This is a genomic window from Pseudoclavibacter sp. VKM Ac-2888, from assembly GCF_015351285.1.
Lineage (GTDB): Bacteria > Actinomycetota > Actinomycetes > Actinomycetales > Microbacteriaceae > Pseudoclavibacter.
Genome location: NZ_JADKSM010000003.1, coordinates 64269 through 80254, shown reverse-complemented (window position 1 = coordinate 80254; position 15986 = coordinate 64269). Strand labels below are relative to the sequence as shown.

At 68.7% G+C, this 15986-nt stretch carries 12 protein-coding genes; 2 read left to right on the top strand and 10 right to left on the bottom strand.

Annotation, left to right across the window (positions count from 1 at the left end):
• The 7 genes from ITJ61_RS17730 to ITJ61_RS17700 form a co-directional block, all read right to left on the bottom strand.
• A complete protein-coding gene (locus ITJ61_RS17730; RefSeq protein ID WP_104240496.1) occupies positions 1–714 on the bottom strand; it encodes a GntR family transcriptional regulator in 714 nt (237 codons plus the stop codon).
• Entirely contained in the window at positions 711–1901 is a 1191-nt protein-coding gene (locus tag ITJ61_RS17725) for an FAD-dependent oxidoreductase (RefSeq protein WP_104329996.1), read from the bottom strand. Before ITJ61_RS17725 ends, ITJ61_RS17730 begins: the two co-directional genes overlap by 4 nt.
• 29 nt (positions 1902–1930) lie before the next feature.
• Positions 1931–2677, bottom strand: coding sequence for an arylmalonate decarboxylase (locus tag ITJ61_RS17720; RefSeq protein ID WP_104307870.1), 747 nt, complete (start codon positions 2675–2677; stop codon positions 1931–1933).
• A 79-nt stretch (positions 2678–2756) separates the two neighbouring features.
• Positions 2757–3824, bottom strand: a complete 1068-nt coding sequence (locus ITJ61_RS17715) for an oligopeptide/dipeptide ABC transporter ATP-binding protein (protein WP_194687010.1) — start codon at positions 3822–3824, stop codon at positions 2757–2759.
• Complete coding sequence (locus ITJ61_RS17710; RefSeq protein WP_194687009.1) at positions 3821–5845, bottom strand: dipeptide/oligopeptide/nickel ABC transporter permease/ATP-binding protein; 2025 nt, start codon at positions 5843–5845, stop codon at positions 3821–3823. Before ITJ61_RS17710 ends, ITJ61_RS17715 begins: the two co-directional genes overlap by 4 nt.
• Entirely contained in the window at positions 5842–6783 is a 942-nt protein-coding gene (locus tag ITJ61_RS17705; RefSeq protein ID WP_194687008.1) for an ABC transporter permease, read from the bottom strand. The genes ITJ61_RS17710 and ITJ61_RS17705 overlap by 4 nt, the downstream gene beginning before the upstream one ends.
• Positions 6784–6920: 137 nt before the next feature.
• Positions 6921–8459: an ABC transporter substrate-binding protein gene (locus ITJ61_RS17700; protein ID WP_194687007.1), complete on the bottom strand. Its 1539-nt coding sequence runs from the start codon at positions 8457–8459 to the stop codon at positions 6921–6923.
• Positions 8460–8774: 315 nt separating this feature from the next.
• Here ITJ61_RS17700 and ITJ61_RS17695 point away from each other — a divergent pair, with 315 nt between their 5' ends.
• Entirely contained in the window at positions 8775–9668 is an 894-nt protein-coding gene (locus ITJ61_RS17695) for an MBL fold metallo-hydrolase (protein ID WP_194687006.1), read from the top strand.
• A gap of 107 nt (positions 9669–9775) precedes the next feature.
• On the opposite strand, the gene ITJ61_RS17690 is transcribed toward ITJ61_RS17695, so the two are convergent.
• Both ITJ61_RS17690 and ITJ61_RS17685 read right to left on the bottom strand, forming a co-directional pair.
• Positions 9776–11143, bottom strand: coding sequence for an ArgE/DapE family deacylase (locus ITJ61_RS17690; protein WP_194687005.1), 1368 nt, complete (start codon positions 11141–11143; stop codon positions 9776–9778).
• 109 nt (positions 11144–11252) lie between these two features.
• Positions 11253–12620 carry an MFS transporter gene (locus ITJ61_RS17685; RefSeq protein WP_104240505.1) on the bottom strand — a complete coding sequence of 456 codons (1368 nt, stop codon included), beginning with the start codon at positions 12618–12620 and terminating at the stop codon, positions 11253–11255.
• Positions 12621–12792: 172 nt separating this feature from the next.
• On the opposite strand from ITJ61_RS17685, the gene ITJ61_RS20410 reads away from it, so the two are divergent.
• Positions 12793–14034 (top strand): helix-turn-helix domain-containing protein, encoded by a 1242-nt coding sequence (locus ITJ61_RS20410; protein ID WP_194687004.1) that lies wholly within the window; start codon positions 12793–12795, stop codon positions 14032–14034.
• Between the two features lie 110 nt (positions 14035–14144).
• Here the strand turns inward: ITJ61_RS20410 and ITJ61_RS17675 are convergent, their stop codons facing one another.
• The gene (locus ITJ61_RS17675) at positions 14145–15602 is read right to left on the bottom strand and encodes an HNH endonuclease signature motif containing protein (protein ID WP_194687003.1); all 1458 of its coding nucleotides are present in this window, start codon (positions 15600–15602) and stop codon (positions 14145–14147) included.
• Between the last annotated feature and the right edge of the window lie 384 nt (positions 15603–15986).

Sequence of the window (15986 nt, the reverse complement as noted above, 5' to 3'; positions counted from 1 at the left end):
TCAGCCTTCGTTGGGAGCAGCGCCAGCGGTCGTGGAGGTGCCCGGTCCCTGGAGCACGGCGTTGCGGGCAGCGAGGATGTGCGAGCGCATCGCGACCTCGGCCCACAGTGAGTCGCCCGTCTGCAGGGCGGTCAGGATGTCGCGGTGATGGTGGTTCGAGCGGATGCGGAACGTGTCGCCGTACGCCTGGTAGTTGCGGATCATCATGGGCACCTGGCTGACGCTGCGCAGGAGCGTCTGCAGCTGCAGGCTGCCGGAGACCTTCACGATGTGCTCGTGGAATTCGCGGTTGAGGCGGCCGAGCTCGACGATCTCGTCCTGGTCGCTGGCGTGGACGAGGGGGTCCATCCGCTCGATGCGGTCGATGAGGAGCTCGGCGTCGGCGTCGGTCATGCGGTCGGCGGCGAGGCCGGCGGCGCGGCTCTCGAGCGAGGCGCGGACGAAGTAGGTCTCGGCCATCTGCTCGGTCGTGTAGCCGATGACGGTGGCGCCCTTGTTGGGGATGTACGCCACGAGCCCCGCCTCCGCGAGGCGCTGGAGCGCCTCGCGGATGGGGGTCCTGCTGAGCCCGAACTCGGCGGCGAGCGCCTGCGCGCGCAGCACCGTGTGCGGCGCGTACTCGCCGCTCATGATGCGCGAGCGCAGCTCCGCGTAGGCGAGGTCGCCTCCCGTGAGGCTCTCGGGCAGCAGCACGTGCGTCGGGGTCTCGATCATCGAACGCTCGCGAGCATCGAGGACGTGAGGAGGAACTGTCGGCGGGCGGTCTCGTCGCGGCCGAGGGCTTCCCACTCGGCGCGCTTCGCGGCGCGGCGCTCTTCGCTCGTGTCGCGGAGGGCGTTCCAGTTGCCCTCCGTCTCCTCGCCGACGTAGTGGCGGGCGACGGCGCGGCGCTTCTCGGCCCAGTCGTCGAGCTCCTCGCTCGAGACCTCGCCGTTGGCGTAGCCGGGCAGCAGCTCGGCGAGCAGGAGCCCGTCGTGGATTCCACTGTTCATGCCCATGCCTCCCAGCGGGTTGTTGACGTGTGCCGCGTCGCCCACGAGGAAGACGTTGCCCTTGCGGAACGTCCGCGCGACCTTGCGGTGCACTTCGTAGACGGTGACGTGCACAACAGGGTAGCCGTCGAGTTCGGGCACCACACGCCGCAGCTGACTCACGACGTAGGCGGGGTCGGTCTGCTGCTCGGACGTGAGGGCGGGATCGCAGGGGAAGAGCACGCGCCAGCCGCTGGGGTTGCGCAGCAGGACGTGCCAGTTCTCCGGGTCGGCGACGTAGTTGACGACGGCGAGGTCCTCGTGGATCTCGTGCAGGGGCAGGCTCGTCGTGATGACGAGGTAGCGCTCCGGGTAGGTGTGGCCCGAGAAGTCGATGTCGTAGTGCTCGCGCACGAGGGACCGCGAGCCGTCCGCCGCGACGAGGTAGGTGCTCGTACTGGTGCTCACGGCGCCGTCCTCGCCGCGCACGTCCACCTCGAAGCCGTCGTCGCTCTCACGGATCGCGATGACCTCGGCGCCGAGGGTGGACGTGACGTTGGGCTCGCCGGAGATGACCTGCTGGGCGGCCGCGGTGAGGCGGCTCTGCTCGACCTGGACGCGGTACGGGTAGGCCGTGTCGTCGTCGAGCACCGCGAAGTCGAGCTCGACGATCTTGCCGATCGTCGCATCCCGGAACTGGTACGAGCGCGCGATGATGCCGGCGTCGATGAGCGGCTGGGTGAGCCCGAGCTCCTCGAGCATCTCGAGCGTCGGCGGGTGGAAGGTGGATGCGCGGTGCTCGAGCGTGCTCGCCTCGCGCTTCTCGAAGAGTGCGACCGTCATGCCGCGCTTCGCGAGCTTGAGGGCGGTGGTGGTGCCGACGGGGCCGCCGCCGACGACGATGACATCGAACTGGGGGGAAGCAGTCATGGTGTGGTCCTTTGTGTGCGCTGTGGCGGTCAGAATTCGCGGATGATGGTGCCGTAGCCACCGACGGTGTCGGTGAAGCCGGCCTGCCTGAGGGTGTGCCAGACGGTGGCGGTGTTGATGGCGACGACGGGCTTCCCGAGCCAGGTCTCGGCTTCGTCGGCCATGCGGATGAACGACAGGTTCGTGCCGACCTGCACGATCGCCTCGGTCTCGGGGGTGTCGATCTCCTCGAGCACCGTGACGAGGTCGCGTGGTGTGACGCTCGCGATCGACGTCGCGGTGGGGCAGCGGAGGCCGGTGACCTTGACGACGTCGAAGCCAGCCTCGGTGAAGTACTGGTCGACCCATTTGTCGGCGACCGGCTGGTATGGCGAGAAGACGGAGATCTTCGTCACGCCGAGGGTCTCGAGGGCGGCACGGCAGGCGGATGCGCCGGTGGTGACGGGCATGCCGCCGATCTGCTCGCTCACCTCGGTCTGGAAGGCCTCGTTGCCGGCGACGCCGCCGCTGAAGGTGGGCGCCGACATCCCCATCATCATGAGGTCGGGCTGGGCCGTCATGACGTCGCGCAGGGCCACCGACATGGAGCCTCGGATCTGCGTCTGCAGCTCCATGAAGCTCGTGTGGTCGCCCATGGCCTGCTGCTCGACGTACATGCGACCGCAGTGGAACGTGATGCCGTGGGGCGCGAGCTTGTTGACATCGTGCTCGACGACCGTGTTGGTCGATGGGACGATGACGCCGATCTTCGCGCGGTATCCGGTGACGTCTGGCATTGACGTGCTCCTTCGTGTTCGGGTGGCCGCGGTGCGGGGGCACCGCGGCTGGATTGTGGAAGCTGGTGGGGTGGGGTGCTCAGCTCGCGATGAGCTCGGCCGCTGGCATGCCGGCGCCGAGGCGCGTGTGGCCGCTCGTCGCGTCGTACATGTGGCATGCCACGGTTCGCTCGCCGACGAGGGTGTCGGCCGGTCGCTTCGTGCGGCACACCTCCTGCGCGAAGGCGCAGCGGGCCGCGAACGGGCAGCCGAGCTGTCCGGTGGCTGGGGAAGCAGGGGAGGGCGGGGTGGCTGACGCGGCTGCAGCCGCAGTTGCTGCAGTTGCCGCCGCCGCTCTCGCCGTGCGCCGCCTGCGCTGCTCGACCGGGTCGGTCACGGGGGCTGCCGCGTTGAGCGCCGCCGTGTACGGGTGCAGGGGTGCGCTGTGGACGTCACCGGCCGGGCCCTGCTCCATGATGCGTCCGCGGTAGAGCACAAGCGTGCGGTGCGAGATGTAGCGGACGACGTCGAGGTCGTGGGCGATGAAGATGTAGGCGAGGCCGCGTTCCTTCGCGAGCTGCGCGAGGAGGTTGAGGATCTGCGCCTGCGTCGACAGGTCGAGGGCGCTCACCGCCTCGTCGAGCACGACGAGCTGCGGCTGCATGATGAGGGCCCTCGCGATGCCGATGCGCTGCCGCTGACCGCCGGAGAACTGGCCGGGGAAGCGGTCTGCCGCGGCTCGGGGGAGGCCGACCGTCTCGAGCATGTCGCGAGCCCGCGCATCCGCCTGCTTGTCGGAGAGGCGAAGGGCCGCCTGGAGCGGCTCCGCGAGGGTCTGTCCGATCGTGCGGAAGGGGTTGAGCGAGCTGTACGGGTCCTGGAAGACGACCTGCAGCTGCTTGGCGATGTCGCGACGGTTGCGGAGCAGCGAGTGCTTCGTGAGGTCGCGACCGCCGAAGTGGATGCTGCCGTCGCTCGGCTTCTCGAGGCCCAGGATGCAGCGCCCGATGGTCGACTTGCCCGAGCCGGACTCCCCGACGACGCCGAGGATCTCGCCGGGGGCGACGGTGAAGCTCACGTCGTCGACGGCGTGCACGGTCTGCGCGCGGTTGTGGGGGTTCTTGAACCGCATCTGGAGGTGGTCGACGCTCAGCAGCTCTTCGCTCATGCGATGCTCCTCTCTTTCACGCTGGAGTTCTTGGTGGCCGAGCCGGTGCGGGCCGCCTTCGCGACCTCCTCGACCCGCACGCAGCGGGCCATGCCGGAGCGCTGCTGGCCGACGGCTGGGCGCTGATCTGCGAGTCCGCTTGCGTTTGCGTTTGCGTTTGCGTTTCCGCGGCGCTGCAGGGTGAGGGCGACGGGGGAGGTGCGGCAGCGCTCGGTCGCGAAGGCGCAGCGCTCGGCGAAGCGGCACCCGGTCGGCCAGTCGCGAGGTGCTGGCACGGCGCCGCTGATGGCATCCATCGGCACTCCGGCGACGGCGTTGGCCGGCATCGCCGCGAGCAGGGCCCTGGTGTAGGGATGCGATGGGGCCGTGAGGAGCGTGTCGACGTCGGCCTCCTCGATGACCTGGCCGGCGTACATGACGACGGCGCGGTCGCACGTGTCCGCGACGACTCCGAGGTCGTGCGTGACGATGATGACCGCGAGGCCGAGCTCTTCGCGGAGGCGCCGCAGCAGGTCGAGGATCTCGGCCTGCACGGTCACATCGAGGGCGGTCGTGGGCTCGTCGGCGACGAGCACCTCGGGTTCGCCCGTCAGCGCCATGGCGATGGCGGCGCGCTGCGCCATGCCGCCGGAGACCTGGAACGTGTAGCTGGCGGCGGCCTGCTGCGGGTCGGGCATGCCGACGAGGCGGAGCAGCTCGAGCGCCCGCTCCTGCACTTCGCCTGCCTTGCGGCCCGTGTGGTGGGCGATGGCCTCGCGCAGCTGGGCTCCGATCGTGAACGTCGGGTCGAGGGCCGTCATGGGCTCCTGCGAGACGAGGGCGATCTTCGAGCCGCGCACGGCGCGCAGCTGCTTGTTGCTCTGCCCGACGATGTTGGTGCCGTCGATGACGATCTCGCCCTTCGAGACGCGGCCGCCTGGGGCGACGAGGCCGAGCAGGCTCTTCGCGGTCACCGACTTGCCGCATCCCGATTCGCCGACCATGCCGAGGGCCTCGCCGCGGCGCACGTCGAAGGAGACGCCCTGCACGACCGCGAACTCGCCGGTGCTGTCGGTGAACGAGACGCTGAGGTCGCGCACGGAGACGATGGCGTCGTCCACGTCCGGCTGCGGGTCGTCGACGGCAACGGGCTTGGTGGCGACCTGGGCTGCTGGCTTCTTGCGGAAGAAGGAGCGGGCGAGGGTGGTCCCGGGGCGGTTGCCGGCGAGCGCATCGCCGACGACGTTGAAGGAGAGGATGGAGAGGATCATGATGACGCCGCTCGGCACGAGCAGCCACGGGTGCAGGTAGATGAGCTCGCTGGCCTCGCTGATCATGCCGCCCCAGCTGGGCGCCGGGGGTGGGGTCCCGAGCCCGAGGAAGCCGAGGCCAGCCTGGATGAGGAGGGCGGCGCCCATCGTGATGGAGAGCTGCACGAGCAGCGGTCCGCGGATGTTGGGGAGCACGTGGCGGAACAGGATGAGGCCGGGTGCGATGCCGGCGACGTTCGCGGCATCCACGTACAGCTCTCGCCGCACCTGCAGCGTCGTGGCCCTGGCGAGGCGGACGAAGCCGTCGCTCATCGCGATGCCGAGGGTCACCATCGCGACGGTCGTGTTGTTGCCGAAGGCGCCGATCACGGCCATGAGGATGACGATCGTGGGCAGGGCCTGGAAGAAGTCCGCGAAGCGCGACACGAGGGTGTCGGTGAAGCCGCGGAAGTAGCCGCCGATCATGCCGAGGGGGATGCCGATGCCCATCGCGACGACCGCCGCGAGGACGGCTCCGCCGAGGGTCGCTGCGCCGCCGTGGATGAGGCGGGAGAAGACGTCGCGCCCGAGGTCGTCGGTGCCGAGGAGGTGCTCGGTGCTCGGCAGCTGACGCGCGAGAGCGAGGTCCTGGGCGAGCGGGTCGAGCGGGGCGACGAGGTCGGCGAAGATCACCGACAGGCCGAGGAGGACGAGGAAGGCGAGGGCGACGACGGCTCCCGGCTTGCTGAGCAGTCTGGAGAGGGCGGTGTCGGTGCGTCGGACGCGGGTCATGCGAGCCTCGCCTTCGGGTTGATGATGCCGTAGAGGATGTCGATGACGAGGTTCATGACGAGGATCACGACGCTGAGGGCGACGACGACACCGAGCACGATGGGCATGTCGCCGAGGTTGACGGAGTCGACGACGAGCTTGCCGACGCCGGGGAGCGCGAAGACCTGCTCGATGAGCACGGCGCTGCCGAAGAGGGCCACGAACTGGAGGCCGATGACGGTGAGGACGGGGATGGCGGCGTTGCGGAGCCCGTGCAGCCAGACGATGCGCCACTCGGGGAGCCCCGTCGCTCGCAGGGTCTGCATGAAGTCTCGGCCCTGCACGTCGAGCATCGCGACCCTCGCCTGGCGGGCGACCGCCGCGGTGCCCGCGATGCCGATGGAGATGAGGGGCAGCGTGATGCGGCGGAGGAACTCGGCGGGGTCCTCCGTGAAGGGCTCCCAGCCGGACGCGGGGAACATCTTGAGGTTCACGGCGAACACGAGCACCAGCAGCACGGCGAGCCAGAAGCTCGGGATGGCCTGCATGACGCCGGCGGCTCCGCGGATGATGGTGTCGAGCCAGCCGCCGCGGCTCGCGGCGAGGATGCCGAGCACGATGCCGAGCACGGTCGTGAGGAGGATGCCGCCCATCGAGAGGGTGAGGGTGACGGGGAGCCGCTCGAGCACCTGCATCGTCACCGACTGCTGGCTGAGGTAGGAGACGCCGAGGTCGCCGGTCAGGAGGCCACCGAGGAAGGTGAGGTAGCGCACGAGGATCGGGTCGTTGAAGCCCATCTCGTCACGCAGCTGGGCGCGGGCCTCCGGGGTGGCGTCGGGGCCCAGGATGGTCTGGGTCACGTCGTTCGGCATGAGGGCCACGAGGAAGAAGGCGGCCGAGACGACGAGGAAGACCATGAGCACGGTGATACCGACTCGCCGGAGGATGTAGAGGGCCACGTGTGCTCCTTTCAGTTTGGTGATGGTGCTGGGCGGATGCGCGGGGAGGGGCGCCTCCCCGCGCATCCGGTGATGCGTGATGCGTGCTGGGTATCGCGGTGCTGCGGCTGCTGCGGCTGCTGCGGGAGCCCGGGTGCCTATTCGGCGGGGGTCCAGCTGAAGGGGAGCGGGAAGACCTGGCCGGCGGCGAGCTCGACGCCGCCGAGCTTCTCCGCATCCCACACCGTGTGCGTGTGGTAGAAGGCGACCGGTGCGAACCAGGCGTTCTCGACGACCCACTTGTTGACCGCCTGCCACTTCGTGGCTGCCGCGTCGGCGTCGAGCTCGCTGGAGGCGTCGGCGATGAGGGCCGTCAGCTCGGGGTCGTCGGTGCCGAACGGGTTGAGCTGCGCGTTGGGGGCGAGCATGTTCATGCTGTTGACGTAGGAGTCGATGCCGCCGTTCTGCTGTCCCTGGGATGCGCCGAACTCCTTGTTGGTGATGGCGTCGAAGTAGTCGTTCGTGCGGTCGGAGAGGGTGGCGGTGATGCCGACGGCTTCGAGGTAGGGGATGGTCGCCTCGAGGCGCTTGTTCTCGCCGAACATGGTGCGGCTGAGGATGGGGAGCTCGAACCCGTCGGCGTAGCCGGCCTCGGCGAGGAGCTGCTTCGCCTTCTCCGGGTTGTACTCGTAGTAGTCGTCGAGCGACTCGTCGTAGGCGGAGGTGAACTTGCCGAAGACGGAGGAGGTGCCTCGCTGGTAGTCGCTCCAGAGGGCGGTGCCGATGGCGTCGCGGTCGAGGGCGTAGTTGATGGCCTGTCGGACGCGCACGTCGCCGAGCTCGGGGATGACGTCGCCGCCGCGGTCGAAGAGCATGAGGCCGCCGACGTTGGACTCGTTGGAGGCGGCTGCGAAGCCCTGGGATTCCGCCTGGTCGCGTTGGCTCCACTGGGCGGAGATGATGTCGACGTCGCCGGCGAGGAGCGCATTGAGCTGGGCGGTCAGGTCGGTGATGACGAACATGTTGAGCTCGTCGACCTGCACGTCCATGGGGCCCGCGTACTCGGGGTTGCGGATGTAGCTGTACTCGCTGTCCTCCGTGTAGGAGTCGAGGATCCACGGCCCGGAGCCGTAGGTGTCGGTGAGCAGCAGCGTCGGGTCGTCGAGGGCGGCCTGGCTGACCATCATGCCGACGGTGAGGGAGAAGGCCTCCGGCAGCGACTGGTCCGGGGTGTTGAGGCTGAACTTCAGGGTGTCCTCGTCGACGACCTCGATCGCGTCGATCGAGTTGAGGCGCGCCTGGTAGGTGCCCGGAGTCTCCTGGTAGCGCTCGAGGTTGGCCTTGATGAGCTCGACGGTCATCGGGGAGCCGTCTTCGAAGACGCTGTCGAGGCGGAAGTCCATGGTGAGCTCGGTGGGGCTCGTGTACTCCCAGGCCGTGGCGACGCCCGGCTGGAGGGCGCCTTCGGCGTCGCTCGTGACGAGGCTCTCGTAGGCGGCGGCAGCGTAGTTGAAGGCGGAGCCGCGCATGTTGGCGGCGGGGTCGAAGGTGGGGGCGCCCTCGAGCGCGGCGATGTTGACCGCGAAGGTGGCGTCTTCCGAGGCCGAGGATGATCCGGTGGAGCAGGCGGTGACGGCGAGGGTGGTGATGCCGAGCATGGCGACGGCGGTGCCGACGCGAAGTCTGTGGGAACGCATGCGCGTCCTTTCCGGGAGCGACGAGGTGAGCGGAGCTGGGAGGAGGAGCTGGGGTGCGGTGAGAAGCAGGGTGCGGTGAGGCGGTGAAGCGGTGGTGGTTCGGCTATGTTCTGAGCCGGTGAGATGGACGCTAGCCGCAAACTGCATGCAATCTTGACCAGATAGGCGGCTTTTTACGCGCTGGTAACACTCATTGCATGCAATGAAACCTCCAGGCAACATGGTGCACTCAGGGTGGATGCAGGCCACCTGGCCCGGGGTCTCACGTGCGCCAGAAGTGGCGCTCGGGGACTCGAACACGTCGAGGAGGGCACCATGCGACCGCTGCTGACAGCAGGCGACACGCAGATCTACCGCATCGAGGAGTCGCGTTCGGCGATGCTCCCCGTCGAGGAGATGTTCGTCGATACCGACCCGCTCCGTCCGCAGATCGCCGCCCTCGGGCCGGACGACTACGAAGCGAGCACCGACCGCCTCGTGATGGCGTCGAGCAGCTACGTCGTGCGCTCACGCGGCTTCGTCGCGGTGGTCGACACGGGGGTCGGGAACGGCAAGCCGCGCATCCGGGACATGTGGAACGGGCTCGCCACGACGTGGCTCGAGGAGCTCGCCACGATCGTCGACCCTGCCGAGGTCGACGTCGTCGTCAACACGCACCTGCATTGCGACCACGTCGGATGGAACACGGCGGCGGATGCGGCGGGCGGGTGGTCGCCGACGTTCCCCAACGCGCGCTACCTGTTCAACGAGCTCGATCGCGCCTTCATCACGGGGCCGAGCGCCAGGGGCATGTTCGAGCGCAACGGTGACTTCTGGGCCGACTCGATCGAGCCGGTCTTCCTGGCGGGGCAGGCGGACGTGGTCGAGCTTCCGTATCGGGCGTCGCCGTCCGTTGTGCTGGAGCACGCGCCCGGCGATACTCCGGGGCACATGGTGGTTCGGGTGCTCGACCCGGCGTCGGGTTCGACGGTCGCGATCATCTCCGGGGATGCGCTGCACCACGTCCTGCAGGTCGCTGAGCCCGGTCTGTCGTCGAGCTTCTGCTCCATGAAGGAGGTCGCGGAGTCCACGAGGCGTGCTCTGCTCGAGGAGTGCGCGGCGACCGGTGTGCCGATGCTCGCTGGGCACGTCGCTTCTCACGAGCTGCTCTTCGTCGAATCGGACGGCGAGGGTGGGTTCGCGATCGCCGAGGGGGCGAGGCTCAGCTGACGCGTCGCCTCGGGGTGTGACAAACCGCGCACGACCTCGACTGCTCGGTGGGTCCCGAGGTGGAGGCCGCGCGCGGCGCGTGTTGGCTGCTGGCTACTCGCTGCTGGCTACTCCACCCCGCACCATTCGGCGATGAAGAGCGCGATCGACTTCGTGATGCGGCGCACCGATTCGAGGTTCACCCGCTCGTCGTAGCCGTGGATGGCTTCGGAGACGGGGCCGTAGACGAGCGCGGGGGTGTCGGCGTACTGCACGAAGACTCGCCCGTCGAGGTAGCCGGGGGTGACGAACGACTCGAGCTCGGCGCCCCCGAACGCTGCGCTGTGGCTGCGTTCGAGCGCCCGCTCGGCGGCGCCGCCCTCCTCGAGGACGTACCCCTCGGCGTAGAAGCCGGTCTTCGTCGCGGTCGTGACGATGGGGTTGCCGTTGCCGTCTGCGGTGACGCCGTCGAGGGCGTCGGTGATCTCGGCCCAGGCCGCGTCTGCGGTGATGCCGGGGTAGAGGGCGACACGCACGTCGACCTCGCACCAGGCCGGCACGCTGGAGCCCCAGTCCCCGCCCTGGATCTTGCCGACGTTGAAGTTGATGGGGTGGTCGAGGTCCTCGAAGTAGCGGTGCTCGCCCTGCTTGGCGTTCCAGTCTGCCTCGAGCTTCCGGAGCTCGCCGATGACGTAGTAGGCGGCGTCGATGGCATTGAAGCCGGTCTGCATCTCACGGGGGTGGGTGGGCTTGCCGTCGACGCGGAGGCGCAGCCAGATGACGCCCGTGTTGGCGCGCACGAGCATGTCCTCCTCGGGCTCTGGGATGAGGACGGCGTCGGCCGTGTAGCCGCGCAGGTGCGCGGAGAGGGAGCCGTTGCCGGTGCATTCCTCCTCGACGACGGACTCGAAGTGGATGCGACCCGTCGGCGCGAGGCCCGCCGCCCGGACGGCGTCGAAGGCGTACAGGTTGGCGACGAGGCCTGCCTTCATGTCGCCGCTGCCGCGGCCGTACAGCCAGCCGTCTCGCACGGTCGCGTCCCACGGGGACCGCGCCCACTGGCTCTCGGGGCCTTCAGGGACGACGTCGATGTGTCCGTTCAGGATGAGCGAGCTTCCGCGTTCCTGGGGTGGGGTGAAGGTGCCGACGACGTTCTCGAGGCCTTCGTAGGAGATCTCGACTGCTCCGGCTCCCGGGTGGGCGGCGAGCTCGACGGGGTCGAGCTCCCAGCGGTCCATGGTGAGGCCGCGGCCGGCCATGGCGCCGTAGAGGAGGTCCTGCGCCGACGACTCGTTGGCTCGAAGCGACGGGTGCCGGACGAGCTCCTGCGTGAAGGCGACCTGCTGGTCGAAGGCGGCGTCGACGGCGTCGAGGATGCGCTGGCGCTGCTCGTCGCTGAGGGGGCTGGCCGTCGCGGTGGCGTGGGTCGTGGTCGTGGTGGGGGCGGGGGTGGGGGTGGCGCTGGAGTCGATGTCGCTGCTGGTCGGTGTGGTCATGCTCTGGTCCTGCTTTCGTTTGGGGGCGCTCGCGGTCGGGCGGGGGCGCTCGTCGTTGTGTGGGGCGCTCGCGGTGGGGCGCACGCGGTCCGTGAGCTGGCGGTGTCGGTTACGCGTTGTGGTCGATCTCGACGATGTCGTCGCGGAGGCGCATCCGCTCGCCGAAGGCGCCGCCGATGACGGTGACGAGGCAGATGCCGATGAGGACGAGCACGGCGGGCCAGGATGAGCCGTCGCCGACGGTGATGAGTGCGGTCGCGATGAGGGGCAGGAATCCGCTGATGGCGCCGGCGAGGTTGTAGCCGAGGGAGACGCCGCTGTAGCGGAGTCGGGGCGGGAAGAGCTCCGCGAGGAGGGCCCCGGTGACGGCGTACGACAGGGTGATGAGGGCGATGCCGATGCTCACGGCTGCCGTGATAGCGATGGGGCTCTCGGTGTCGATGAGCCAGAAGAGCGGGAAGGCGGCGATGCCGGTGGTGAGCCCGCCGACGACGGTCATGCGGCCTGGGCCGAAGCGTTCGGCGAGGCGGCCGGCGAAGATGGTGACGCCGATCTGGAGGACGGCGGCGATGAGGGTCGCGTTGACCATCACCTGCCGGTCGACTTCGAGCACGTTTGTGCCGTAGGAGACGACGAAGGTGGTCATCATGTAGAACCCTCCGACGCCGAGCATGGCTGCTGCGACGGCGACGAGGAGGCGCAGCCCGGACTTGCGGAAGAGCTCGAGGACGGGGACCTTGACCTGTTCGCCGGCCGCGGCGAGCTCCTTGAAGACGGGGGACTCCTCCACCTTGAGGCGGATGTAGAGGGCGATGCCGAGGAGCGGGAACGCGAGGAGGAAGGGGAGGCGCCAACCCCACGCGTCGAAGGTCTCGGGCGGCATCATGAGCACGAGGGCGAAGGCGCCGGAGGAGACGAGGGTGCCGACGGGGGAGCCGATCTGCACGAGGGCGGCGAAGCGTCCGCGCATCTTCTCGGGGGAGTGCTCGATGGCGATGGTGGTCGCGCCGCCCCATTCGCCGCCGACGGCGAAGCCCTGAACGAGGCGGAGGACGGCGAGCATGATGGGGGCTGCGATGCCGACTGCCAGGTAGTCGGGGAGGACGCCGATGAGTCCTGTCGCGCATCCGATCATGACGATGGTGGTGAGGAGGGCGGGGCGGCGGCCGTAGCGGTCGCCGATCCAGCCGAAGACGACGGCGCCGATCGGGCGGGCCGCGAAGCCGACGCCGAAGGTCGCGAAGGCGGCGAGGGTGGCGCCGGCCGGGTCGAGGTCGGTGAAGAAGAGGCGGTTGAAGACGAGGGCCGCGGCGGTGCCGAAGAGGAAGTAGTCGTACCACTCGAGTGCGGTGCCGACGAAGGCGGCGAAGGCGATGCGCCGCGCGTCTTTGAGGCTGACCTTCGGCGCGCTGGCGGGTGCGCCCGAGGGTGGGCCCGAGGCTGCGCCCGAGGCGGGGGTCTGGGTGTTGTGGGACATGGTGGCTCCGATGTTGGGGAAAGGCCTGCATGTGAACGTGCACGTCTGCGGTGACGTCGGTGTTCCTATGCAACCCCGGATCGGCGGGGTTGGGCAATCGCCAGGCCCACTCGAATGCGCGGCTAAGATGTGCGAATGCACAATCTGAGCGGGGTTTTGGCGAATGGATGACGTGACTGTTTCGCCAGCGTTGCGGCGCGGTATCCGGTCGTGCCTCGCCGACCTCGATGAGATCACGACGCTCTACGTGAGCCAGGTGCGCACGCTGACCGGCTACGTGGAGTCGGTCATCGCGGAGCGCGACGTGCACAGCACGGCATTCACGACGCTGGGCCTCATGTTCCGCCAGCTGGGCGGGGAGCGGCTCGAGGATGAGCTGCGGGCGCACTCGCGGGCCATCGGCCGGAAGCGGGTCCGGCAGGGGGTGCCGCTCGAGTCGTTGCTGCGGGCGGTGCGCATGGATTTCCGGTTCATCTGGCAGGCGCTCAACGACCGTCTGCCTGGGGAGGCGGACCGCCTGTCCGACGACGTGGTCGCGATCTGGGAGGTTGTGGAGGCGCACACGACGAGCGTGCAGTCGGGGTACATGCTCGAGCTTGGGCAGGTGAAGGCGGAGCTTGAGCAGGAGCAGGCGTTCCTGCTGCGTCGTCTGCTGCGGGGTGGGGTCGATGACTCGCAGCTGCACGTGCAGGCGGCGGAGGCGCTCGAGATTCCGCTCACTGGACCTTACTGGGTCGCCGTCGCGCATCAGGATGCGGCGGCCGGGTTCGCCGCGGATGTGCAGGACGTCTTCCCTGCGGCGGTGTGCCTGCGCCTGGATGGTGTCGAGTTCGCGGTGATCGCAGGGACGTCGGATGTGGCCGGTGTGGTCGGTTCGTCCGGTCCGTCGGGTCCGTCGGGTTCGTCCGGTTCGTCCGGTCCGTTCGGTTCGTCTTCGTCAGGTCGGTCAGGTTCGTCGGGTGTGTTGGTGCAGCTGGCGCTCGCGGATCTGCAGGTGGGTGTTTCCCAGTCGGCGGCGACGCTGTCGTCGCTGAGCGAGATGTGGCAGCTGGCGTCCGAGCTGGCTGAGTTCGCTGTTCCGGGGCGTGCTGCCGTGCTCGCGCAGCACTGGCCGAGTCTTGTCGTCCGGAGGCTTGGACCGGTGGCGTCGAGCCTGGCTGCGGATGCGCTCCGCGATTTCGCGCTCCTGCCTTCATCGGAACGGGACCTTCTGGTGGAAGCCGTCGAGGTGTACATGGCCTCCGGTTCGGCGTCGAAGGCCGCGGGTGTGCTGTTCTGCCACCGGAATACGATCATGAACCGGCTGGCGAAGTTCGCCTCGGTGGCAGGTCTTGACCCGACGGTTCCCGATGATGCGGCCACGATCAAGGTTGTGCTTGCCGCGGCCAGGGGTGCGGAGGTAGGTCGGCCGTGAGCCCGTGAAGGGTTTGTGAGTTTGTGGGTTCGTTGACCCGTTGGGCCGCGGTCTGCGGCACCGAGGGGTTGTGTGCTTGCAGGGGCGCAGGTCTTCAAGGTTGAAGAGCTTCAAGGTCTTCGGTTGACCTGTGGGCGGGCGGCCTGGGTGTTGCTGGGTGCGTATCCGCGGCGTCTGACTGTTCTGCGTGGCATGTGGTGTCCGATGGCGGGTACGACGTGCCAGCGTCCGTTGCTGCTGCGAGTGAGGGTGAGTCTCTCGCGGTGGACTTCGTGGTGGTGGAAGGAGCACAGCAGGATGCCGTCTTTCGTGTCGGTTGGTCCGCCCTGACTCCAGGGGAGGGCGTGGTGCACTTCGCACCAGCGGACTGGTGCGCTGCATCCGGGTGCGCGGCAGTGTCGGTCGCGGGTTGCGATCGCCCGGCGTTGGGCGGTGGTGAAGAGGCGTTGTTTGCGGCCGAGGTCGAGGATCTCGCCGTTGGTGTCGGTGCTCGCGATGCGGATGAGCCCGTCGCAGATGATCTGGGCTGCGACTGACGGTGGGATTGGCTCTCCGGTGCGCTCGAGGTGGGGCAGGTCTTCGGGTCGGGTGGCTGTGCCGTCTTGTCCGGCGGTGGTGGTGACGATGATGACCGTTGGTGCCTCGCCGCCGGTGCGGGGCGCGTCGGGTGACTCGGCGTAGGCGCGGAGGATCATCGTGAGCGCGTCGATGCGCTGCTGCTCGATCGAGCGCGGGTCCATCAGCGGAACCTCGGCGTCACCACTGTCTCGACTGTCATCAGGTTCGTCGGACAATGGGAGCTCGTCGGCACCGAGTGCTGGCGCGAGTGGCTCCCCGCACTCGGACGCGGCCGGGAACTCCACGGTTCGGCGCGGGGAGAGGAGGGCGTCGAAGACTGAGATCAGCTGCTCGCCTTGCGCGGGCGTCGCGACGAACTTGCCGGTGACGGCACCGTCCGTACGCCGCGTAAACCACAGGCCGCGCTGCTCGGCGATCTTGTCGGCGCGCGGCTCGTCGCCGTCGGGATCGAGGTAGGAAACCCAGGTCGCGGCCTGCACCTCGAGCACCTTCGGCACCGCGGGCTGTTCATCTTCTGGATTCAGGCCGCACGCGGACGCGACCAGCTCACCCTCGGCGCGGGCGAGCTCGTCGACGTCCACCCGGTTGCCGGTGCGGTCGAGGCCCTTCGTGATCGCGGCTGCCTGCGCCACCGACATAACCCCGGAGCCCACCGCCTTCGACACCTCCGCGTACCTCGGGAGGATCGGCTCGCCTGTGGCGCTCATCCGCTCCCTCGTCGCCTCTGCGAGCTGCACGAGGGTCTTCGCCTCGAAGGGCTTCACCGCGAGCACCTGCTCGACCATGGCTGGGAGGTTCCGGAACCCGGACTTCCGAGCGACCGTCTCCGCTCGCGGAGACTCGTCTTCGCGGCGCAAGAGTTCACCGGCTACCTCAACGAGCGCGGCGTCCAGGACGCGTCGGCGAGCAGCGAGCTCGCGGAGCACGACGACGATCTCCGCGTCCGGAAGGCTTGTCAGCTGGCACCGCGCCTCGAGGAGCGCGTCCACGACAGCCGTCTCCATTGACGACCGCGCCGATGACTGTCCTGGCTGCGCCGACGACTGTCGACCCGATTCTTGCTCCGCCTGCGATGCCACGATAACCTCCCCCAAGATTGATTCGAGTGTAGCAAATTGGCCCGGTTCAATCAACATTTGAACAGGACTTTTCCCAAGAAATTAGTCCTTAGTTTCGAATGCACAAGTGGAGGTTCTAACCAGGTACGCCCCGGTGCCACCGGCACGCGCTCCATCTCACGTCGCCGGAGGGAGCGCCCGGGCTGCCACGCGGGCCCGCCTCTCGGCTCAGCAGACCACGTGCCACCGACAGTGGGCCCGAGCTTTATCCCAGGCACGTCTGGCGATAGACAGCCGGCCTGGATTCCTCCCGAC

What these genes read in the sequence shown, in the direction of transcription:
- ITJ61_RS17730 (WP_104240496.1), bottom strand. Translation starts at nt 714, where the DNA reads ATGATCGAGACCCCGACGCACGTGCTGCTGCCCGAGAGCCTCACGGGA.
- ITJ61_RS17725 (WP_104329996.1), bottom strand. Translation starts at nt 1,901, where the DNA reads ATGACTGCTTCCCCCCAGTTCGATGTCATCGTCGTCGGCGGCGGCCCC.
- ITJ61_RS17720 (WP_104307870.1), bottom strand. Translation starts at nt 2,677, where the DNA reads ATGCCAGACGTCACCGGATACCGCGCGAAGATCGGCGTCATCGTCCCA.
- ITJ61_RS17715 (WP_194687010.1), bottom strand. Translation starts at nt 3,824, where the DNA reads ATGAGCGAAGAGCTGCTGAGCGTCGACCACCTCCAGATGCGGTTCAAG.
- ITJ61_RS17710 (WP_194687009.1), bottom strand. Translation starts at nt 5,845, where the DNA reads ATGACCCGCGTCCGACGCACCGACACCGCCCTCTCCAGACTGCTCAGC.
- ITJ61_RS17700 (WP_194687007.1), bottom strand. Translation starts at nt 8,459, where the DNA reads ATGCGTTCCCACAGACTTCGCGTCGGCACCGCCGTCGCCATGCTCGGC.
- ITJ61_RS17695 (WP_194687006.1), top strand. Translation starts at nt 8,775, where the DNA reads ATGCGACCGCTGCTGACAGCAGGCGACACGCAGATCTACCGCATCGAG.
- ITJ61_RS17690 (WP_194687005.1), bottom strand. Translation starts at nt 11,143, where the DNA reads ATGACCACACCGACCAGCAGCGACATCGACTCCAGCGCCACCCCCACC.
- ITJ61_RS17685 (WP_104240505.1), bottom strand. Translation starts at nt 12,620, where the DNA reads ATGTCCCACAACACCCAGACCCCCGCCTCGGGCGCAGCCTCGGGCCCA.